The 21,969-nt window shown below is 58.7% G+C and carries 17 protein-coding genes; 9 read left to right on the top strand and 8 right to left on the bottom strand.

The window, feature by feature from the left end:
- Positions 1-160 precede the first annotated feature (160 nt).
- From ACR0AL_RS18780 to ACR0AL_RS18770, 3 genes are all read right to left on the bottom strand, one after another.
- Positions 161-1,342, bottom strand: coding sequence for an alpha-hydroxy acid oxidase (locus ACR0AL_RS18780; RefSeq protein ID WP_480664235.1), 1,182 nt, complete (start codon positions 1,340-1,342; stop codon positions 161-163).
- A 138-nt stretch (positions 1,343-1,480) separates the two neighbouring features.
- On the bottom strand, positions 1,481-2,272 hold the full coding sequence (trpA, locus tag ACR0AL_RS18775; RefSeq protein WP_170378995.1) for a tryptophan synthase subunit alpha: 792 nt from the start codon (positions 2,270-2,272) through the stop codon (positions 1,481-1,483).
- A gap of 79 nt (positions 2,273-2,351) precedes the next feature.
- Positions 2,352-2,837 carry an acyloxyacyl hydrolase gene (locus ACR0AL_RS18770; RefSeq protein ID WP_480664232.1) on the bottom strand — a complete coding sequence of 162 codons (486 nt, stop codon included), beginning with the start codon at positions 2,835-2,837 and terminating at the stop codon, positions 2,352-2,354.
- A gap of 198 nt (positions 2,838-3,035) precedes the next feature.
- Here ACR0AL_RS18770 and ychF point away from each other — a divergent pair, with 198 nt between their 5' ends.
- From ychF to ACR0AL_RS18735, 7 genes are all read left to right on the top strand, one after another.
- A complete protein-coding gene (gene ychF / locus ACR0AL_RS18765) occupies positions 3,036-4,133 on the top strand; it encodes a redox-regulated ATPase YchF (RefSeq protein WP_170399188.1) in 1,098 nt (365 codons plus the stop codon).
- A 217-nt stretch (positions 4,134-4,350) separates the two neighbouring features.
- A complete protein-coding gene (locus ACR0AL_RS18760; protein WP_480664230.1) occupies positions 4,351-4,809 on the top strand; it encodes a hypothetical protein in 459 nt (152 codons plus the stop codon).
- 95 nt (positions 4,810-4,904) lie between these two features.
- Entirely contained in the window at positions 4,905-5,786 is an 882-nt protein-coding gene (locus ACR0AL_RS18755; protein ID WP_170399292.1) for a LysR family transcriptional regulator, read from the top strand.
- 85 nt (positions 5,787-5,871) lie between these two features.
- The gene (locus tag ACR0AL_RS18750; RefSeq protein ID WP_480664228.1) at positions 5,872-7,575 is read left to right on the top strand and encodes an NAD(P)H-dependent oxidoreductase subunit E; all 1,704 of its coding nucleotides are present in this window, start codon (positions 5,872-5,874) and stop codon (positions 7,573-7,575) included.
- 13 nt (positions 7,576-7,588) lie between these two features.
- A complete protein-coding gene (gene fdhF / locus ACR0AL_RS18745; RefSeq protein ID WP_480664226.1) occupies positions 7,589-10,372 on the top strand; it encodes a formate dehydrogenase subunit alpha in 2,784 nt (927 codons plus the stop codon).
- A gap of 112 nt (positions 10,373-10,484) precedes the next feature.
- Positions 10,485-11,273, top strand: coding sequence for a cyclase family protein (locus ACR0AL_RS18740; protein ID WP_170351743.1), 789 nt, complete (start codon positions 10,485-10,487; stop codon positions 11,271-11,273).
- On the top strand, positions 11,266-11,778 hold the full coding sequence (locus ACR0AL_RS18735) for a thioesterase family protein (RefSeq protein WP_170351742.1): 513 nt from the start codon (positions 11,266-11,268) through the stop codon (positions 11,776-11,778). Before ACR0AL_RS18740 ends, ACR0AL_RS18735 begins: the two co-directional genes overlap by 8 nt.
- Here ACR0AL_RS18735 and ACR0AL_RS18730 read toward each other — a convergent pair.
- The 4 genes from ACR0AL_RS18730 to ACR0AL_RS18715 all read right to left on the bottom strand — a co-directional run bounded on the left by ACR0AL_RS18730 (position 11,775) and on the right by ACR0AL_RS18715 (position 19,318).
- Positions 11,775-15,857, bottom strand: coding sequence for a translocation/assembly module TamB domain-containing protein (locus tag ACR0AL_RS18730; protein ID WP_480664224.1), 4,083 nt, complete (start codon positions 15,855-15,857; stop codon positions 11,775-11,777). The two genes, ACR0AL_RS18735 and ACR0AL_RS18730, sit on opposite strands and share 4 nt — an antisense overlap.
- A complete protein-coding gene (locus tag ACR0AL_RS18725; RefSeq protein ID WP_170351741.1) occupies positions 15,854-17,659 on the bottom strand; it encodes an autotransporter assembly complex protein TamA in 1,806 nt (601 codons plus the stop codon). Before ACR0AL_RS18725 ends, ACR0AL_RS18730 begins: the two co-directional genes overlap by 4 nt.
- A 294-nt stretch (positions 17,660-17,953) precedes the next feature.
- A complete protein-coding gene (locus ACR0AL_RS18720) occupies positions 17,954-18,940 on the bottom strand; it encodes a type I glyceraldehyde-3-phosphate dehydrogenase (RefSeq protein WP_480664222.1) in 987 nt (328 codons plus the stop codon).
- Positions 18,941-18,994: 54 nt separating this feature from the next.
- The gene (locus ACR0AL_RS18715; RefSeq protein ID WP_170351739.1) at positions 18,995-19,318 is read right to left on the bottom strand and encodes a hypothetical protein; all 324 of its coding nucleotides are present in this window, start codon (positions 19,316-19,318) and stop codon (positions 18,995-18,997) included.
- Between the two features lie 363 nt (positions 19,319-19,681).
- On the opposite strand from ACR0AL_RS18715, the gene ACR0AL_RS18710 reads away from it, so the two are divergent.
- Positions 19,682-20,038 (top strand): hypothetical protein, encoded by a 357-nt coding sequence (locus ACR0AL_RS18710; protein WP_170351738.1) that lies wholly within the window; start codon positions 19,682-19,684, stop codon positions 20,036-20,038.
- Between the two features lie 7 nt (positions 20,039-20,045).
- Here ACR0AL_RS18710 and ACR0AL_RS18705 read toward each other — a convergent pair whose 3' ends face one another.
- Positions 20,046-20,981: a 2-hydroxyacid dehydrogenase gene (locus tag ACR0AL_RS18705; protein ID WP_480664220.1), complete on the bottom strand. Its 936-nt coding sequence runs from the start codon at positions 20,979-20,981 to the stop codon at positions 20,046-20,048.
- Between the two features lie 152 nt (positions 20,982-21,133).
- Between ACR0AL_RS18705 and ACR0AL_RS18700 the strand changes: the two genes are divergently transcribed.
- A complete protein-coding gene (locus tag ACR0AL_RS18700; RefSeq protein WP_480664218.1) occupies positions 21,134-21,940 on the top strand; it encodes a thioesterase family protein in 807 nt (268 codons plus the stop codon).
- The last annotated feature ends 29 nt before the right edge of the window (positions 21,941-21,969 follow it).

Genomic DNA, 21,969 nt, shown 5'->3' with positions numbered 1-21,969 from the left:
CGATTCATTGGGTTTGGAAAGGGGTTCACCCGAATAATTTTTAGCGAGGCTCTGCCTCGCGCTCCGAGGTATTTTGGGCCAGATGAACAGGGGGTTCCAAGTTCATCTGGCCTCAATGACACAGTGGAGGCGGCCGTAAAGTCCGCAGCCCAGCCGCGGGTCAGCTCGCAGTTGGTGTATTTTGCCAGCGGCCGCCGAAATCCTCGGGAACCAGCAGATTGTGACGTCCCAAATCCCCAACATTGCGCTCACCACATAGCGCCATCGTTGTGTCCAGCTCTGCCTGAATGACGTCCAGCGCAGTGGTGACACCTTTCTGACCCATTGCGCCCAGCCCATAGACAAAAGCGCGACCGACATAGGTGCCCTTGGCCCCCAGAGCCAGCGCCTTCAAAACGTCCTGACCCGAGCGGATACCACTGTCGAGATGTACCTCGATGTCGTCACCTACTGCATCCATGATCTGTGGCAGCATCCGGATCGAGCTAAGTGCACCGTCCAGCTGACGCCCGCCGTGATTTGAGACGATAATGGCATCGGCCCCCAGTTTCGCGGCCATTTTGGCGTCTTCGGCATCCAGAATACCCTTGAGGATGACCTTGCCGCCCCATTGTTTCATCAGCTTTTCGACCTTTGCCCAGTCGAGGCTGGGGTCGAACTGTTCAGCCGTCCACGCGCCTAAGGACGACGCATCCGAGATACCCTCGACATGGCCGACGATATTGCCAAACTCGCGCCGTTTCGCCCCCAGCATTTCGATGCCCCAGGACCACTTGGTCATCAGGTTCGCAATCGTTTTCGCGGTCAGTTTTGGCGGTGCAGACAGGCCGTTTTTCAAATCCTTGTGCCGTTGGCCCAGAATCTGCAAATCCAGCGTGATGACCAGGGCCGAGCATTTCGCATCTTTGGCCCGTTGGATCAGGCGGCTGACATAGTCCTGATCCTTCATCGTATAAAGCTGAAACCAGAACGGTTTTGACGTGTGCTCGGCCACATCCTCGATTGAATTAATCGACATGGTAGACAGGGTAAAAGGCACACCGAATTCCTCGGCGGCTTTGGCGGCCTTCATTTCGCCGTCCGCGTGTTGCATGCCCGTTAAGCCAACCGGTGCCAGCGCGACCGGCATCGCCACATCTTCACCGATCATCTGCGAAGCGGTGGATCGTCCCGCCATATCCACGGCCACCCGTTGACGCAGGCGGATATCCGAGAAATCCGAACTGTTGTCGCGAAACGTTTGTTCGGTCCAACTACCGCTTTCGGCATAGTCGTAGAACATCCGAGGCACCCGTCGTTCATAGATACGTCGAAGATCTTCGATAGTGGTGATTATGGGCATGAGGCAGCGCCTTTGATTGGTCGGTCAGGTAGTTCTACTGGCGCAACATCAAGGGCGCAATTGGCTGAGGCGCGAAAAAAACCGCAGCAGGCCGGAGGCTTGCTGCGGTTTTGTTTATTGGATCTTGTGATTGGTCGATCAGGCCGAATGGGCGCCGTCGGATAGTGTTTTTACAAAGTCCAGAACCTCGGCCACGGGCTTTCCTGCTCCGATCTGGCTGACAATGGCCGAGCCGACAACCGCGCCGTCGGCAACGCTGGCGATGGCCTTGGATTTCTCGGGTGTGTTGATGCCAAAGCCCACGATCACGGGCAGGTCGGTCGCGGATTTGATCCGGGCCACTTCGGGGCCGACATTCGTGGCTTGCGCTTCGGCAGCGCCGGTGATGCCGGTGATCGAGACGTAATAGACAAAGCCGGAAGTGTTCTGCAGAACGCGGGGCAGGCGTTTGTCATCGGTGGTCGGCGTCGCCAGGCGGATAAAATTCAGACCGGCGGCCTGGGCCGGCAGGCACAGTTCCTCATCTTCTTCCGGCGGCAGGTCGACGACAATCAGTCCGTCGATACCGGCAGCTTGCGCATCGGCCAGAAAGGTGTCCACGCCGCGGCTGTAAATCGGATTGAAATAACCCATCAGAACAATCGGAGTGGTGTCGTCGGTTTCACGGAAGGCGCGGGCCAGATCCAGCGTCCGCTGCAAAGTCATGCCGCCGTCCAATGCCCGTTGCCCTGCGGCCTGAATGGTCGGGCCATCCGCCATGGGATCGGTGAACGGCAAGCCCAGCTCAATCACATCCACACCAGCGCCCGGCAGGCCCTTGACCACCTCAAGCGAAGTTTCATAGTCGGGGTCCCCCGCCATAATATAGGCGACAAAAGCCTTTTTCCCTTCGGCCTTCAGGGCGGCGAACTTGGCGTCGATACGGGTCATCGGATGTCCTTGCAGTCAGGTTTGGACCTGATGTGCAGAAACTTTGCGCGAAAATCAATCCCGGTCCCGCGGGATACCGTCAGAATGCGAAATGATATCGCACCAGCGCCGAATTAACACCCGGGTTGTCATCCTGTGTGCTGGCATTGGATTTGTGGGTGATTGCCAAGGACACTTTGTTACCACTTTCTAAGGTGTATCCGAGACCCAACAGGGTGCGAATCTGGAACTCTCCCCCAAGATCGTTGCGGCCTTCGCCCTCTGAGAAATACCCCGGCATGACACTGCCTTCGACGAACCAACGCTCGGCAAACCCGTAGGTTCCGATCAGGCCGATACCGATATGAATATCACCTGCGGTATCCACAGTCAGGGCACTACCCCATGAAGCGGCAAAACGGGAGGCCTCGTGAAAGGGGCGATGCTGATACTCGAGCGAGAACACAGCCTCGTCCTCGGATTGGCTATCCGAGAAATCTGAAAATCCTGCGCCAAAGACAAGGGATTGAGCTTGCGCTGCTGGTGCGGCCAAAAGCAGCGCAAAAATTGCAGAGGTAAACTTCATATTACACATTCACTATATGTTTGTTTGCAACACCTTACGTGGTGATCTTAGTGTGCCAATTTCAATCCGGGCAAGTTCACGAATGACGAACGATTTCGTGATGTTGTAAATTGGTCTTTTCCTCGTTTCCGCAGTCTGGCTTGCGCATTGATCCGGACCTGCATAGAAGCACCCCTCGAATGGCATCAGGAGGCCGCTATGGGTTTTAAAATGGGAATCGTGGGTCTGCCGAATGTGGGCAAGTCGACCCTCTTTAACGCGCTGACCAAAACCGCAGCCGCTCAGGCAGCAAATTTCCCGTTCTGTACCATTGAGCCCAATGTGGGGGACGTGGCCGTGCCTGATGACCGGTTGGACAAGCTGGCGGCGATTGCCAGCTCTAAGCAGATCATCCCAACACGGATGACCTTTGTGGACATCGCTGGTCTGGTTAAAGGCGCGTCCAAGGGTGAAGGGCTGGGCAACCAGTTTCTGGCCAATATCCGCGAGACCGACGCCATCGCCCATGTGCTACGCTGTTTCGAAGATGGTGACGTGACCCATGTGGACGGCCGCGTCGACCCCGTGGCCGATGCCGACACGATCGAGACGGAACTGATGCTGGCCGATCTGGAAAGCATCGAAAAGCGCCGCGCCAATCTGGTGCGCAAGCTGAAAGGCAACGACAAGGAAGCACAGCAGCAGGAACGCTTGCTGGCCGAGGCGCAGGCGATGCTGGAAAATGGCAAACCGGCGCGTCTGGTTGAGGTCTCGGACGAAGACGCCAAAGCGTGGAAGATGTTGCAACTGCTGACCACCAAGCCAGTGCTATACGTTTGCAACGTGTCCGAAGAAGAAGCAGCTGACGGCAATGAATACTCTGCGAAAGTCGCCGAGATGGCCGCGGCGCAGGGCAATGCCCATGTCATCATCAGCGCCAAGATCGAAGAAGAGATCAGCCTGTTGGAAGAAGACGAAGCGCAGATGTTCCTGGAAGAGATGGGTTTGGAGGAACCCGGCCTCGACCGTCTGATCAAAGCTGGTTACGACCTGTTGAAGCTTGAGACTTATTTCACCGTCGGCCCGAAAGAGGCCCGCGCCTGGACCATCCGCACAGGCACCGCCGCACCACAGGCTGCTGGTGTGATCCATGGCGACTTCGAAAAAGGCTTTATCCGCGCCGAGACCATCGCTTATGACGACTTTATCTCGGCAAATGGCGAACAGGGCGCGAAAGAGGCCGGCAAGATGCGGGCTGAGGGCAAGGGCTACATCGTCAAGGACGGCGACGTAATGCACTTTTTGTTCAATACCTGATCCTAAAAAGCTTCGCCGGGCAAGCGTTCGGTGTGTTTATTGCAGGAACTTGATTGCCCTGCGGTTGAGGTCGCAGGTGTTGCAACAGTGGACTCTGCCGTTTGAGGAAAAAATAAATCCGCCACTCGGGTCGAAGTTTTGTCAAAGTGGTGCTCTTAATCTTAGGCTTAAGCCTAAGATTTTCTGAGGCAACAGCCAGAATTGAAGCAAGTTAGATATGACGCGACCTAAGAAAATTGCACACCAGTTGCTACCAGTCTTGCTATTCGCCTCTCTACCTTTCGCATCGATTGCCGGGTCCACGGGTCGTAGCCCCTATAACCCGCGGGCGGTCGTGACGTATGATGAAATTTACGAGTTCGAAGTCAGATCATTCCCGCTCATTATGGCTCACCCCTATCAGGTCGTGATCCCAAACACTTCTCTTGGCCAAGTGATTGCCTGCCGTATCTATCAGGGCAGCGACGTTGAGGCTTCAAGTTTGCCGGACACTCCAGGTGCTTCCGCTCTCCTTTCGGAAGGTTCAGACGGCGTAACCATTGATCACCGGACGACCAGCAGAGATATGCAATTTGTGGACTCTGGAAATCCTGAGACGCATGTCCACTTCTCACATAAAATTTCAGATGCGGTTTTCCGGTGTTTCAATGTGCATATTGAACTCAAGGATCGCTGAGGTTTAGTTCAAAATGTTCCCAGCCTGGCGACGAGTTCCTATACGTCGAAATCCTATCTATTATAGGGTTGATCCGTTCTTTGAGACATCCCAAAATGATCGAAATTCGCGACCTCCAGCTACTCAGCGCTTTGGCGCGGCACCGTCATTTTGCCAAAGCGGCCGAGGAATGCGGGATATCGCAACCCGCCTTTTCAATGCGTATCCGCAACCTCGAAGATCGCTTGGGCGTGTCGATTGTCCGCCGCGCCAACCGGTTTCAGGGCCTGACCGAAGAGGGCGAGATGATCGTCCAGCGGGCACGGCGTATCCTTGATGATACCAAGGCGCTGGAACAGCAGGTGCTGGCCGCCAAGGGTGAGATCACCGGCACCCTGATACTGGGTGTGATCCCGACCGCGATTGCCTTTACCGGGCGGCTGACCAAACGGTTGCGGGATGCGCATCCCCGCATCATTACGCGCATTGAGACAATGTCTGCCACAGCCATTCAGCACCGTCTGGACGAGGGCAGTCTGGACGCGGGCATTACCTATGGGGACAGCATCGGAACCGATCTGCGGCAGGTGCAACCTTTGTACGAAGAGACCTATGTCTTGCTGGTGCCGTCGCATATGACGGATGAAACCGGCCCCATACCATGGGCACGTGTGGCCGAATTCCCGCTCAGCCTGCTAGAGCCACAGATGCAGAACCGGCGCATCCTCGACCGGATTTTCGCTGAACAGGGCCTGCACCCGGATGTTGTCGCCGAAACCAGCGGATTTACCGCTTCGATGGTCATGGCGCGCGAGGGGTTGGCGGCCACCGTGGTCCCTCGGGTGCTGGTGCGAGCGCTGGGTGATCTTAAGGGAACAAAGGTGCTGCCACTGGTCGATCCCGTTGTCAGCAAGCCGATTTGTCTTGCGACCCTTACACGGGATCCCGAATTGCCAACAGTCGAAGCGCTGCGTGCCGTGGTGACGTCTTTACGGTGATAAACTGTCGTTATCGTGCGATTGAAATATGCGATTTGACGATATGCTATTCTGATGAGACACGGAGCCTCAATCGGAGGGCATCATGGCACCATTAGACACCAAGCCATCAGGCGCACCCAAGGGCGTCTGGAAGTCAGGTAAAGGCAAGGGGCGGCACACGCCCAAAGGCCGCCAATTCACGGATGAGGCACAGGCGGAAATTACACGTCTGCTGGGCGACCGCCCACGCCGTCGCGATCTGCTGATTGAATTCCTGCATTTAATTCAGGACGCACACGGCCATATCAGCGCCGACCACATTGCCGCTTTGGCGGTCGAAATGCGGTTGGGGCAGGCAGAGATCTATGAAACGGCAACCTTCTATGCCCACTTCGATGTAGTGAAAGAAGACGAGGCCCCTCCGCCCGCGTTGACGATCAGGGTCTGTGATTCTTTGTCCTGCGAAATGGCTGGTGCCCAGCAATTGCAAAAGGCGCTCGAGGATGGTCTGGACGCGTCCGAGGTTCGCGTTGTCCGCGCGCCTTGCATGGGGCGCTGCGATACGGCCCCCGTGCTTGAGATCGGTCACAACCATATCGACCATGCGACGCCGGAAAAGGTGCAGGCCGCGATTGCTGCCGGTGATACCCACGCCCATTTACCCGACTATGAAACCTTCGCTGCCTATGCCGAAAATGGCGGCTATGCCAAACTGAAAGAGCTGCGCGACGGTGGCGATTGGGAGAAGGTGCAGGAAGACGTCCTGTCCTCGGGCCTGCGTGGTTTGGGTGGCGCTGGCTTCCCGTCCGGCAAGAAATGGGGCTTCGTTCGCATGAACGAAGGTCCGCGCTATCTGGCTGTGAACGGCGATGAGGGTGAGCCCGGCACGTTCAAGGACCGTTACTATCTGGAACGCACGCCGCATGTTTTCCTTGAGGGCATGCTGATCGCCGCATGGGCGGTCGAGGCCCAGACCTGCTTTGTCTACATGCGCGACGAATATCCGGCAGTGCTGGAAATCCTGCGCCGTGAGATTGTAGCGCTGGAAGAGGCCGGGATCGTTGAGCCCGGCTATATCGACCTGCGCCGGGGGGCTGGCGCCTACATCTGCGGTGAAGAATCCGCGATGATCGAGTCGATCGAAGGCAAAAAGGGCCTGCCGCGTCATCGTCCTCCGTTCGTGGCGCAGGTTGGGGTCTTTAACCGCCCGACCTTGGTGCACAATGTTGAGACGCTGTATTGGGTCACCAAAGTGTGCCGTGAAGGGCCGGAATGCCTCAACAGCACTGAAAAGAACGGTCGCACGGGCCTGCGCAGCTATTCGGTCTCGGGCCGCGTAGCGAAGCCTGGCGTTTACTTGCTGCCCGCAGGCTCGACCATTCTGGATGTGATTGAGGCCGCTGGTGGCATGGTCGAGGGTCAGACCTTCAAGGCGTATCAGCCGGGTGGACCGTCTTCGGGTCTGCTGCCTGCATCGATGGACGATATCCCGCTGGATTTTGACACGTTGCAACCACATGGCACCTTTATCGGCTCGGCCGCCGTGGTGGTTCTGTCCGAGAAGGACACCGCCCGCGACGCGGCGCTGAACATGCTGCGGTTCTTCGAGGATGAAAGCTGTGGCCAATGTACGCCTTGTCGCGCGGGCTGTGAAAAGGCGGTCAAGCTGATGCAGGCCGACAAGTGGGATCAGGACCTGCTGGAGGATCTGTGTCAAGTCATGGGCGACGCGTCCATCTGCGGTCTGGGGCAGGCGGCGCCAAACCCGATCCGCCTTGTCATGAAACACTTCGCTGACGAAATCTGAGGGAGACAGAGCCATGCTTGATGCAAGCCCAACCAAGACCGTCACCTTCAACCTTAACGGCGACGACGTCACCGTGCCCGAAGGCACCACGATCTGGGACGCGGCCAACGGCCGTGGACTGGTAATCCCGCATCTGTGCCACAAACCGGCACCGGGCTACAAACCCGACGGTAACTGCCGCGCCTGTATGGTCGAGGTGGAAGGCGAGCGCACTCTGGTCGCCTCGTGCATCCGCCCTGCCTCGGAAGGTATGGTTGTCAAGACAGACACCGACCGCGCCGAAAAATCGCGTGCGATGGTCATGGAACTGCTGGTCGCTGACCAGCCCGAACAGCCGCATGATGTGTCCAGCCACTTCTGGGACATGGCCAAGCTGAACGATGTCAGCGACAGCCGCTTCCCGGCCAAAGAGGCCGAAAAGATCCCGCTGCTGGATGACAGCCACGTTGCGATGCGCGTCAATCTGGACGCCTGCATCAACTGTAACCTCTGTGTCCGCGCCTGCCGCGACGTGCAGGTCAACGACGTGATCGGAATGGCCGGTCGCGGACATACCTCGCAGGTGGTGTTCGATCAGAACGACCCGATGGGGACTTCGACCTGCGTAGCTTGTGGCGAATGTGTTCAGGCCTGCCCGACGGGTGCCTTGATGCCGGCCACCGTGCTGGACGATCAGCAACAGGGGGACAGCAAGGATTACGACTCTGAAACCGAAAGCGTCTGCCCGTTCTGTGGTGTTGGCTGCAAAGTCTCGCTGAAGGTCAAGGATGGCAAGGTCAAGTATGTCGAAGGCATCAACGGCCCCGCAAACGAAGGCCGTCTGTGCGTCAAAGGCCGCTTTGGCTTCGACTATATCCACCACCCGCACCGCCTGACCAAACCGCTGATCCGGCGCGAGGATGCGCCTGCCAAGGGCCTGAATGTCGATCCCGGCAACCTATCGACCCATTTCCGCGAAGCGACCTGGGAAGAGGCGATGGATCTGGCGGCCACCAAGCTGAAGGCGATGCGCGACGAGGACCCGCGCAGCGTTGCGGGCTTTGGCTCGGCCAAATGCACCAACGAAGAGGCCTATCTGTTCCAGAAGTTCATCCGTCAGGGCTTCCGCCACAACAACGTTGACCACTGCACCCGTCTGTGCCACGCGTCGTCAGTAGCGGCGCTGATCGAAAACGTGGGTTCGGGCGCGGTGACCGCGACCTTCAACGAGATCGAAAACGCGGATGTGGCGATCATCATCGGGGCCAACCCGATCGAAAACCACCCCGTTGCAGCGACTTATTTCAAGCAGTTCACCAAGCGCGGTGGCAAGCTGATCGTGATGGATCCGCGCGGCGTTGGAATGCGCAAGTTCGCGGATGAGATGCTGCAATTCCGCCCCGGTGCGGATGTCTCGATGCTCAACGCGATCATGAACGTGATCGTCGAAGAAGAGCTATACGACAGCCAATACATCCACCGCTGGACCGAGAACTGGGAGGCCGAGAAAGAGCATCTGCGCCAGTTCACCCCCGAGGCGATGGCTCCGATCTGCGGCATTGAACCGGACCAGCTGCGCCGCGTCGCCCGCACATTCGCGCAGGCCAAGGCCGGTCTGATCTTCTGGGGCATGGGCGTCAGCCAACACATCCACGGCACGGATAACTCGCGTTGCTTGATCTCGCTGGCACTGATGACCGGAAATGTTGGTAAGCCGGGCGCGGGTTTGCACCCGCTGCGCGGTCAGAACAACGTGCAAGGCGCCTCTGATGCGGGTCTGATCCCGATGTTCTTGCCGGATTATCAGTCGGTTACTGACGACAACATCCGCGCCAAGTTCAACAACGTATGGAACTCTGAGGATTTCTCGAACGAGAAGGGCCTGACGGTTACCGAGATCATTGATCAGGCTTACGCGGGCAACATCAAGGGGATGTACATTCAGGGTGAAAACCCGGCCATGTCCGACCCGGATGTGGGTCACGCGCGCGAGGCACTGGCCAAGCTGGATCTGATGATCGTACAGGATATCTTCCTGACCGAAACGGCAAACTATGCTGACATCATCCTGCCCGCCTCGGCGCTGTATGAGAAAAACGGCACCGTGTCGAACACCAACCGTCAGGTGCAGCGGGTGCGCCCCGCTGTGACGCCTCCGGGTGAGGCGCGCGAGGATTGGAAGATCACGGTGGAACTGGCGCAGCGCATCGGTCTGAACTGGGATTACACGGATGTGTCTCAGGTCTTTGCCGAGATGAAGCTGACCATGGCGTCGCTGGATAACATTACGTGGGAGCGTCTGGAAACAGAAACGATCACCTACCCGTCGCTCAGCGAAACCGATCCGGGTCAGGCGATTGTGTTTGGCGATGGTTTCCCGCGTGCCGATGGCCGTGCGCGGTTTACCCCTGCCAGCGTCATCCCACCGGACGAAGCGCCGGATGACGAATACCCGATGATCGCCACGACCGGCCGTCAGTTGGAACATTGGCACACCGGGTCCATGACCCGCCGTGCTAAGGTTCTGGATGCCGTAGAACCGGAAGCGAACTGTTCATTGAACCCTCGAACGCTCAAGCTGATGGGGATCGAACCGGGCGAAATGATCCGTCTGACCACACGGCGTGGTTCGATCGAGATCATGGCACGCGCGGACCGGGCCATTGCCGAGGACATGGTGTTCATCCCCTTCGCCTATGTCGAGGCGGCGGCGAACATCCTGACCAACTCGGCAATCGATCCGTTTGGCAAAATCCCCGAGTTCAAGTTCTCGGCTATCCGGGTTGAAAAAATCGAAGACGCGGTCGCGGCAGAATAACCTTGTTGCGTACGCAGCATGAAAGGCGGCCGATTGGGCCGCCTTTTTTCTTTCCTTGACAGTAAGTTACTTGCAGCCAACCCTGTCGGCGTCACTGGTGCAGGAGTTTTACATGACCCGCCGTTTCGTCGATCTGTCCGTTCCGTTGGAAACCGGGATCGTTTCGGACCCGCCAATCATGCTGCCCGAAATCGAATACATGACCCATGATCAGACCGCAGAACAGGTCATGTCCTTCTTTCCCGGCTTGCAAAAACAGGACCTACCGGGCGGCGAAGGCTGGGCCATTGAGCGGCTGCAAATTGCCACGCATAACGGCACCCATCTGGACGCGCCGTATCACCACCACTCGACCATGAATAATGGCGAGAGGGCGATCACCATCGATGAGGTGCCGCTGGAATGGTGCATGAACCCCGGCGTAAAACTGGATTTTCGCCATTTCGACGACGGCTATGTGGTGTCTGCCGCCGATGTTGAGGCCGAGGTGAAGCGGATCGGGCATACCTTGCAGCCGTTGGATATCGTGGTCGTGAACACCTCAGCCGGTACGCAATACGGACAGGCCGATTACCTGATGAAAGGCTGCGGTATGGGGCGCGAGGCGACGTTGTACCTGACCCAACGCGGGGTGCGGGTCACTGGCACAGACGCCTGGAGCTGGGACGCACCCTTTGCGCTGACGGCCCAGGAATATGCCGAAACGCGCGACCCGTCGATTATCTGGGAGGGCCATCGGGCGTCGATGGATATCGGTTATTGCCACATTGAGAAATTGACCAATCTGGAAGACCTACCACCAACGGGTTTCGAAATTTCGTGTTTTCCGTTCAAGATCAAGGGCGCCTCGGCGGGTTTTGTGCGCGCCGTCGCAATATTCGAGGAGGATCCAGATGACTAACCCCCTCAGCGGTCACGATGGGCCCTATGATGCCCCGATTGAAATACGAGGGTTTAGAGTTTTGCCCGAGTGGATCGACTATAACGGCCACATGAATGTGGGGTTCTATGGCGTGGCCTTCGACCGCGCGCTGGATCACTTGATGGATGATCATCTGGGTCTGGGCGAGGCGCAGGTCGACGCATTGGGGCAGGGGCCTTACATCCTGCAGTCGCATATGAATTTTCTGCGCGAGATTAGGCAGGACGAACCGTTCTGGTTTCGCTTTCGGATGTTGGATTCCGATCAGAAACGGGGGCATTACTTTGCACAGATGCTGTCCGATGATGGTGAACTCTGTGCGACGCAAGAGGCGCTGTTCATGAACGTCAGTCATACGACCGGGCGTTCCACTCCATATCCGGACTGGGCGGTAGCGCGGTTGGCCCGGATGGTTCAAGATCATGCACCATTGGACCCCGCACCGCAGGTTGGGCACACCATTGGCATCCGCCGCAGCGATTAATAATCCCGTTCGAAAAACACGCCAACCCCGGTTTCTCCGCGCCCGTCGACTGAACCGCGGACAGTAAAACTGTCCGACACGTCAAGGTTCAGGTTCACCTCGGTGTCACCTTCGGTATTGACGGTGAAATCGGTGTAGAGATTGTCGCTCAGATACGCGCCGGCCCCCAGTCGGCCAGCACCGCCTTCGGACGCGCCAATATCCACCGTGTCAACGCCGGTCGAATCGCGAAGCCCTTTGGTTGCATCTCCCCCGGCACCGCTGAGCTGCGCCAGAGACGCCGCCATCTGGGCGATGACAAAGGGTGAAATTTCGGAAAACCGGTTGCCGAACAAGAGCATGGCCAGCGCCTCTTCGGCTGGGCGTTCAGGGTCGGAATAAACGTCAACCTCCGGCGCATCCAACGGGCCCGCGATTTCGATTGTGGCGGTGCCATCGGACGTGCTGGTGGATGAGGCGAACTCGATATACGGCGTCAGGTCGCCTTGCAGTGTCACGATGCCTTTTGTCAGGGCCAGCCTGCGGCCCAGAATGTCGAAATTTCCCCGGATCAGTTCGATTTGGCCGGATGGGATAACTGCGGTGGTCGTGCCGCCGATATTCAGCCGCCCCCCCAGTTCGGCGTTCACACCCCGGCCGCGCACGAAAACCGCCTTGGGCGCCAGCAGGCTGACATCCAGCGCGATACGTGAATCGCTTTTTTCCGCGCCTTCCTCGACAACAAGGCCCGCGCGTTCCCGTGTTAGGTAACCAGCCGCGCTTTCATTGACATGCCTGATCTCGGGGATCGGTGCAGCGCCCACGGCACCAGCCGCGGCAGCGAGGTTGATATTGGTTTCCTCGAACGTGATCTGACCGGAAATGGCGCTGTTGCCCGCCAGCGCTCCGGTCATGGCGATCTCACCGTTCAGCGTGGTCTCATACAGAAGCTTGTCTGTTAGCACCAACTGATTGAGCCGCGTAACAATGTTCGCGTTCAGCGGCGGTGTCAGGTCCAATGGCCCCGAGATGGTAAAAGTGCCGCCCGCGCGCATGCCACCATTCAACGAGATATTGGCGCGACTCTGCGCCAATTCGACCGAGCCGCTGATGCCGGTTATTGTCTGTCCGATCTCAGGGATCGCAATTGACGTGCCCGAAGTGGTGATAGAACCGCTGAGCGAACTTAGCTCGGGCTTTCCCTTGAGCCGCAGATTGTGCCGGGCCGATCCTTCGATCTTGTTGGGTGAGATAAAGATGTTGGCGACGCCCAGGTTGATGCCACCCTGCGCCCGCAGATCGGCCTCGCCGCTGTTTTCATCGAAGGTTCCAGCGATAGTGCTGTTGATCTCGGCCGGGCCATTGGCTGACCCGTCAATGGTCCAGACGCCATTGACGCGCTTGGCCGTGCCGGTTGCCGCAACGGTGCCAGGGAATTCGGGCGCGAACCGTTCGATCCTGTTCAACTTGGCGTCGAAATCCAAATCGGCCGAACCATCGGTGTCTACTGTTCCGGTCAGGGCTGCATAGGAACTGTCCGGGCCGCTCAGGCGCATGTCCCCTTCCAGTCCCGATCCCGTTGGGGCAACATTCCCGTCCAACGTCAGCGGGCCGGACATCGACGTCATGACACGGGACAGGTCGTCAAGCTGGGCCGAGAAGGTCAGGCCACCCGCCTCTCGGTCCAGTTTGCCCGATGCTGTAGCCGATAGGGCAGTGCCCCTCAGGCTAAACTTACGGACTTCCATGCCATCGTCGTCTTTGTCGGCATCAATGTTCAGGGTCGTGCGGCCCTGGATCAATTTATCGACCAAATCAATCCCGGTCCGAAGGTCTTCAGCGTCCACATTGCCCTGAACGTCAAAGACACGATTGGCGAGATTTCCGTTGCCCTGCACATTCGCGGTGACCGAGCCGCCCAGATCCCGCTTGGCCAACCCCGAGAACAGCGACAGATCCGGGGCGTTCACACGGGCGGTGCCGTCAACCGAAAGCTCTCCGGTAGGGTCATCCACCGTTGCGGCGACTTTTGCAGTTAAGGCGGTACCGTTGACCGTCGCTTCGCGAATTTCAATCCGATCTGTCGTGCGTGCCCCGTCCCAGGTGATCGTGGTCTTGCCGGTCAGCAGCGGATCGATGTCGGACATTCCGGTTTGTATATCCTGTCCGATCACGCTGGCCGTGCCGTCGAATTCCAAAGTCTGCACGGTGCCTTTGCCGTCCATTTCCGCCCGCAGGGCGCCACCCAGTTCACGCTTGGCCAGACCGGAAAAGACCGACAGGTCAGACGCATTCACGCGGGCCTTGCCGTCAATGGTCAGGTTGCCGTCAGGTGTCGTGACCTCGCCGCTGGCCTTTGCCTGCGCAGCTTCGCTGTTCAGGTCAAACTCGCGAATGGTGATGCCGTCGCTGCCTCGGCTGGCATCCAGGGTGATGGTGGTTTCGCCTTTGATGACGGGATCGATATCGTCGCGCCCGGTGACCAGATTGCTGCCCTCAAGCACCAGTTTGCCGTCAAAGCTACGCTCCAATGGTGAGCCTGTGCCGTCAACGCGGGCCGAGGCACTACCGCCCAGATCAAGCTGCGCCAGGTCCGAAAAACGCGACAGGTCCGATGCCTCAAGCGTGGCCGAACCGTCAACCGTCAGTCCACTATTCAATCCGTCGATCAACGCATCCAGCCCAAGGGTATAGTCGGTTCCCACCAGTTCGAACCCCGACAGGTTCAGAGACTGATCGCTGCCGTAATCGAACTGCCCATCCAACGTGATGCTCTCTCCCAAGGCCGTGTTCAGGGCCTGATCATTCAGATCGATCCCGTCGACGATGGCCTGAAGGTCTCCCATTACACTGAATGAAGTGCCCTGTTCTAACGTGCCCTGCGCGGTGATGCGGGCCGTGTCCAGTTTCGCTTGCAGAGATTGAAACGCATTCGCCGTCAGGCTCAGATCCCACAAATTGCCGTTTTTCTGATCGAACAAAGCGGAAATCTGCGCCGCTTCAATCGAGGTTTCGCCGCCTTTGACCGGCAAAACCACCGTTGTTCCGTCGGGCGGGGTGATCCGGCCTTGCAAGGCCGCCAATTGTAACGTGCCGCCTTCGGCCAATTGCAACTCACCCTTTAGGTCCAGGGCTTGGGTGGTCAATTCCAGATCGGGGATGTCCAGCGCGCCTTGCGGTTTGGTTTGGCCGTCCACGAACAGGCGTGTTTTCGGGCCAAAGAACGGGTCCAGATCCTCGGCCATAAAGGGAGTCAGGTCGCCACCCAGATCGGCGGTAAAGGCGATCCCGTCTGCCGCACCGGTTTCAGCGGCGCGCAGCTGTATCTGCCCTGTGACCTGTTGCTGATTGTCGCTGCTCAGGGCGATATCAGCAGTGAAATCGGTCACTGGGCCCGAGCCTGTGACCGACAGGCCGATCGGTGGGCTGTCGGGAATATTCAGCGCAGTTGATATCACGCCGCCTGCGGCCTCTTTCACCTGCAGGTCCAGATTGATCTCGCGCGAGGTGTTCTGGAACCCGGCGGTCAGTGTCACCTCATCCCCTCCGCGGTCCAGGCGGGTGACATCCAGGTTGGTGTCCAATGTACCATCGGCCAGTGACAGGTTCCCCGTCACCGCCAGATCGGCGGCAACCCCGATCAGAGGTTCACCCAGTGACAGCTCATCAATCCTGATTTCACCGATCTCGATGGAAACGGGCAGTTCCGGTAGTTCGAACGGTTTGGTTTCGGCTGTCGGCGCAGGCGTGTCCTTGGTGGTTGTGCCCGGCGTGCGGGCGATGTCGATTTCCTGCGCGGTCAGGGCATTGACGGAAAATCGACCCCGGATCAGGGCCAGCCGGTTCCAGTCCAGCTGAGCGTCTTTGATGGTCAGCCAGACACCTTCGTCGTCCGATACGGTGATCTCTTCAATCGTCGCGCGGGCGCTCAACGCGCCTTGCAAGCCTTTAACGGTGACGTTCTGATCATCCCCCGACAGGGTGTCCTGCAGAAAACGTTCCAGCATGCTGCCGCCGCCGTCATCCTCTTGCGCGAGTACGGGCGGCGCTGTCAGGATCAGCACAGTTGTCACAACCGGATATGAAAACTGCCGTATCAAAACGCTTGTCCGATCCCGATATAGAATTGCAGACCATCGCCAGTGTCGCCCTGAACCGGCAGGGCTAAGTCAACGCGTAGAGGGCCGAACCCCCCAAGATCATACCGCACCCCAAGCCCGGCACCGGAATGGTATTCTGCACCGCTGCCGATGAAAGAAGAAGTGTCCACAGTACCGAAATCATAGAACCCGACAAGCGATATCGTGTCGGTGATCTTGCCACGGACTTCTCCCGACAGCCCGAGGAAGGACTTGCCGCCTGCTTCACCACCGTTGACTGGAATGCCGAGGCTTTCGAACGGCTGCCCACGCACTGTGCCGGCACCACCCGAGAAGAACAGGAAATCCGGTGTCACATTGCTTGGGGAAGGACCGATTATCGATCCTATCTGAGCCCGACCAGCCAAAACGAGCCGCCCGCCCGTGCCCAGGCTGGTATAGGCGCGTGTGTCGGCGAACAGCCTGATGCCCGTGTCTGTGCCGGAAAAACCTACAAAGGGCATGATTTGCGCATCCAGATAGAATCCGCGAGTCGCGCTGACCTTGCTGTCACGCTCGTCCCATTCAGACCGGGTTGGGATAATGAAATAGCGGAACTTGCGGCCGCTGCCATAGGCGTCATCTGCATCCGACCACTGAAATCCAGCCGAGGCTTCGGCATAAAGCCGGTCGGAAAAGGTGCGACGCGCACCATAGGCCAGCGAGGCCACGGATACGTTGTAATTCTCGGTATTCCGCCGCTCCAGCAGGGCGCTCCAAAAGGTGTTGTCGTCCGGGCCCAGCCGGTCGGGTTGATCAAGGCGCAAACCAATGCGGCCGTCCAAATCCTCGGTTCCGCCGATATTGCGCAGAGCGGCTTCGAACCGCAGCCGTTCCGCGCGGCGGAAGACGTTGCGATGGGTCCAGGTCGCGGTGACGTCCAGCCCGGCATTCGAGGCCAGCTCGACCCCGAAGGTCAGGCGGCGTTTGGGCATGTCCTCAAAAGTTGCATCGAAATCCAACGTGCCATCGGGATTGGGCGTTTCATGTTCTTCGATTGAAACGATGCTGAACGTGCCTGTCCGACGCAAGCGGGTGCCGACCTTCTGGATTTCCGCTGGCGAATAAACCTCGCCCGAGGGAAAGCCGGCGATCTTGTTGATCGAGTGGTGGCGTACATCTGTATCGCCTTTGATGAACATCTTGCCGAAGGTCAGGCGCGGACCGGGCTCAAGGTCGATTTCAGCATCCAGCTTTCTCTGCGCATGGCGAGCGATAACGGTTTGGTCTTCAAGTTGGGCTTTGGCGTGACCCGCGTCCCGCCAGCCCTGTACCCCGGCCGAGGCCGCCTGTTGGATGGCACCGGTCGTGGCCAGTTTTCCGGGAGCGAATTCCTCTGGCAGGATTGTCTCCGGCGTAACAGGGGCGACGATAGCCGTTCCAAAAGTGAAGGTCGGTCCGGTATTTACCGTGATAACCGCTCGGTTGATCGTGTTGGGTACGGTTAGTGAGCTGATGTCAGCCGCTTCCCGGCCATCCAGCTTGATGCTGACGACGGGGCTGAAATAGCCCTCGTCATACAGAATCTGAACGAGTGTGCGGTAATCTGACAGGGCGGCAGACAGAACCTCGAGCGGTGTATCCAAGCCACGTTCATCCGCCGTTAAGACCGAGGAGGTTTCTTCGATACGTTCAACCACTCCCTGGGGCGCACCGGGCGCGGACAGGGATGTTTCCAGCGCGGCCAGAGATGAGGGCAGAGCGGCGGCAATAACGCCAAGCAGACAATATTTCACAAAGGCCTGTGGCCTGCTTCCCCGCATCGAATGGCTCCAACTGCCCCAAGTCGAAATCAATTTCACCGTCTTATGAAAAACAACGGCTGATACCGTTCATGTTAGAGCATCAGTTTCCACACAGGGAAAGAACTTATCGAATGAGATGCCAAATTACCGGTTTGTGTGCCCCGTCAGCCCCGTTTGCGGGGCGGTAATGTGGCGCCAACCCATGAACGCATTGACGGGCTCCTCCCGCCCGATCACATCGCATCAAGGATGCTCGTGACCCGTTGGGCCGGGCAGCGCCCGGGCAGGCCCGCGCGCTGCGGTTCCGCGAATTCAAGGCTGTGCCATCAGGCGGGCGACGTCGAGCATACGTGCTGAAAAGCCCCATTCATTGTCATACCAGCCGAAAATGCGAACCTGCCGGTCGCCGACCATCCGCGTCTCGGGGCCTGCAATGACCAAAGATTCCGGTCGTGTACGCAAATCTGACGACACCAGCGGGTGATCGGTCCATCCCAGAACGGGAGACTGCGCGACCGTCTTGCGCAGCTCGGCTTCAAAGTCAGTGGCGGACATACCGCGCTCAAGTGTTGCGACCAAATCCACCGCAGACACGCTGGCTGTGGGGACACGCACCGCCGCGCCCGAGATGCGACCCGCGAGATGCGGCATGACCTCATCAATCAAGTGCGTGGCGCTGGTGGTGGTGGGCACCATGGAAAGCGCCCCGGCGCGTGACCGGGCCAGATCGCCGCGCGGGGCGTCAATCATGGGTTGGCTGTTGGTATAACAATGGATGGTCGTCATATGGGCCGAGGCGATGCCGCCGATTCCATCCAGCACCTTGATCAGTGGGGCCAGCCCATTGGTGGTGCAGGACGCGTTCGAAACGATCCGGGCGTTGCCCAACTGCGCTTCGTTGGCGCCCAGAACGATCGTGACTTCGGTTGCGGGCGAGGGGCCCGAAATCAGCACTTTGCCCGCCCCGGCGGTCAGCCCCTGGCTGGCAACATCCGAGGTACGGGCGACGCCGGTGCAATCCATCAGGACATCCACGCCGCTCAGGTCGACGCGGGACAGGTCGGGGCTGTGGGTCACCGGGATTGTGTGGCCGTCGATGACAAGGGTTCCGTCGCCGGTATCGACAGGCCCAGAGTAGGGGCCGAACGTGCTGTCGTATTTGAACAGGTAGGCACAGGTTTCCAGCGGTGCGATATCGTTGATCAGCGCCAGCTCAATATCCTTGCCCCACGGCAAAGCCAGCAGCTGCCGCACGATCGTGCGGCCAATACGGCCGAATCCATTGATTGCAAGTTTCATGCGCAAGCTATGGCAGTGGGCCGCGCTGACCTCAATGCCCGTTTCGCGGCAAGATCAATTGCAGCTGACCTGCGAAAAGAACTGGCCTGAGATGTTTTGATACATGCTGGCCCGGATAGGCTTGCATCCGGTGGCTGCCTGAATGGCGGCCATAGCTTGAATGGTGCGCAGGCGCGGTGGCGGACCGAACGGGTTCAGATTGTTGTTGTCACGCGTGGCGCGGTACACGACCGGAGCATCCGAAACCTGCGTAACGGCCCATGTGCGGCTCATAACGAAGACCGATTTGGTTTCCTCTTTGGCGACTACAGGGGTCGCCTCTAAGGCCGTCAGGCCAATTACAGCTGCCAGTGCCAGCAGGGATCCGCGCAGTACCATTGAACAATCTCCAGTGCTAAAAACGGTGCTATTTCACCAGATTCAAGTGCTTCTGTGAACCCCTGCGCGGGAAAAACTGAATCGGCGTAAGTGGTTAGCCAGTTACGGGGTGGTTGCTGGTTCGCGTCTTTGCACAGTTGATCGTGGTTGTTTCGGTCCGCCCACGCACCTTAGGGGGCATTCGTGCGGGGTAACTCAGTTGTGCCGGGCGAACGCCAGGAATGGAATGCCATGCCAGTAGCGGCCTTAGACTGTCAAAAGAATTATTCTGGATAGTTTTAGCGTTTGCCCAACAGGGCTTGGCCCCCGTTCGCTGCCGGTATAGTCTTGAATGCAAATCTATTTCAGCAAGGTGAGGCGATCATGAAAGCCTGGATTTCTTCTACATTGGTAGCTGTTGTTGTTCTGGCTGCAATCCCGACCGTGCAGGCCAAGCCGCTTTCCCGAATCATCGCAGAAATGGGGCTGACACCTGCAGATTTCGAGGTTGTGAACACAGCCGCTGACGCGATGCTGTCAGGCGCGACACCCCGGGTGGGTGAGGAAAGTTCCTGGGTGAACGAAGCCACCGGTTCGAAAGGCACGATTCGCGTCCGCGACGTACGTGACAACTGCGTACACCTGCAGCATTTCATTCGACCCGAAGGATCGGATCAGACTCGCGAGGTCAGAACCCGCCGGTGTCGCGACGCAGGCGGAAACTGGATCCTGACACCCTGATCTGGGTCTAGTAACCGCGGGCCCTGTCGACTTCGTGCAGCAAAGGGCCTCCGGCGCTCAGGCGGCGGAAATTCTCGCCCACATCAGCCAGCGCTTCGCCCAGATGCCAGCCCGACACGTGCGGCGTGATGGTGACACTGGGATGTGTCCAGAGCGGGCTGTCGGACGGAAGTGGTTCGGTCGAAGTCACGTCCAGCACCGCATGACCGGGTGTACCATGGTCCAGCGCGACGATCAGGGCGGTTTCTTCAATCAGATCCCCGCGACCCGCGTTCAGTAACTGGCTACCTGGCTTCATTGCCGACAGCATCCCTGCATCGAACAAACCGATTGTCTGCGGGGTCGAAGGCAGGATCGCGCAGACATGGTCGCACTGACCCAGCAGTTCCGGCAGAGCCGCGTCGCCATGCAGGCAGGTAACCCCATCGATCTGCTTGGCTGAGCGGCTCCAACCCATCACTTGAAACCCGACCGCACGCAGCATTTTGGCGCTGCGGGCACCGATATGGCCCAGACCCAGCACACCTACCACGGTGTCTGGCGAATAGAGTGGTGCTCTGGGGGCCCATTCCGCGCGGTTTTGTGCCTTTTCATGAAAGGTCATGTGTCGTTGATGGCGCAGAACATAAGCGACGAACCATTCGGCAATACCCTGCGCGGGGGCGTCCGGTTTCAGCCGTGTTATACGCACATGCGCGGGCAGGTGCGGATTGCTGACGATGGTCTCTACCCCGGCGCCCAGCTTTTGCACCAGTTTCAGGTTGGGCAGCCGCTTGGGGTGATCGTTGCACAGCACGACGACGGCGACCATCGTGATTTCGGTCGGATCACCAAGGGTTTCAGGCGTGCGTACATCCATGTCCGGGTGCAGCCGCCGAATGTCTTGGGCGATGTCGTTGTCGCTTATCCAGTCGGACAACCCGGTTTCGATCAGCAACGCCATGTCGCGCCCCCCTCTGCTTCAATTTGCCAGTGATGACGTGCCGTCACTGAACTGGACATCGTTGCCGCAGCTAAGTCATTCTTTGTCCCAAGGTAAAGCCCGGTCATCGGATCGGATGACCAGACACGCACAGAAAACTTTTGAGGCAGCGTATGAACGGGACACAAGACCTGAGCCAACAGGCCTATTTTCATCTGCGCCCTGATGGCGCTTTTGTGGGCAATGACTCCGCCCGGGGGCCGTGGTCGGCCGATCACTGCCACGCCGGGCCTGTCAGCGGTCTGATCGTGCGTGCCGCAGAAACCGAGGTGGGACCGGAAAAGATGCTGACCCGCCTGACGGTCGATCTGCTGCGCCCACAACCCTTGGCAGGGCTGCGCGTGGCTGCCGAGACTACGCGCCACACCAAGACGCTGGCGACCACGCGGGTAACGGTTCACGATCTGGACGACACGCTCTGCGCCACCGCGACCACGATGCACTTGGCCCGCCGTAACCTGGGACCGGTCCCGAATGTCACGGTTGCTCCACCCCGGCTGGAAGATGCGGTGACGGGGCCATTTCCGATCGGTGAGATACGCCACGGTCTGCCGGGCTTCGCCAACCACTCAGAAGTGCTGTACCCGAAAGACGGCAATCAGGGCGCCGGTCCCAAGACGGTCTGGATGCGCACCCCGGCTTTGCTTGAGGGCGAGGACCCTTCGCCGATTCAGGCACTGTGCCCGCTTGCCGATTGTGGCAACGGCATCTCGTGGAACGCACCGACGACCGAGATGGGGTTCATGAACACCGATCTGACCGTGCAAATCCATCGCGAGCCGGGGTCGGATTGGCTGGCCTCAGAATCGCTGTGCCATTGGCAACCGTCGGGGATCGGAATGTCCCAGTCCGTATTGTATGACACGCAAGGCCCTGTCGGTACGGCCCTGCAAACGCTGGTTCTGTTCCCGCCAAAATGACCCTTTGGCCGGTTTCTGCGGGCGCTGAT

This window comes from Ruegeria sp. BB1 (assembly GCF_056539465.1).
This window is presented reverse-complemented; position numbering and strand designations above follow the sequence as displayed.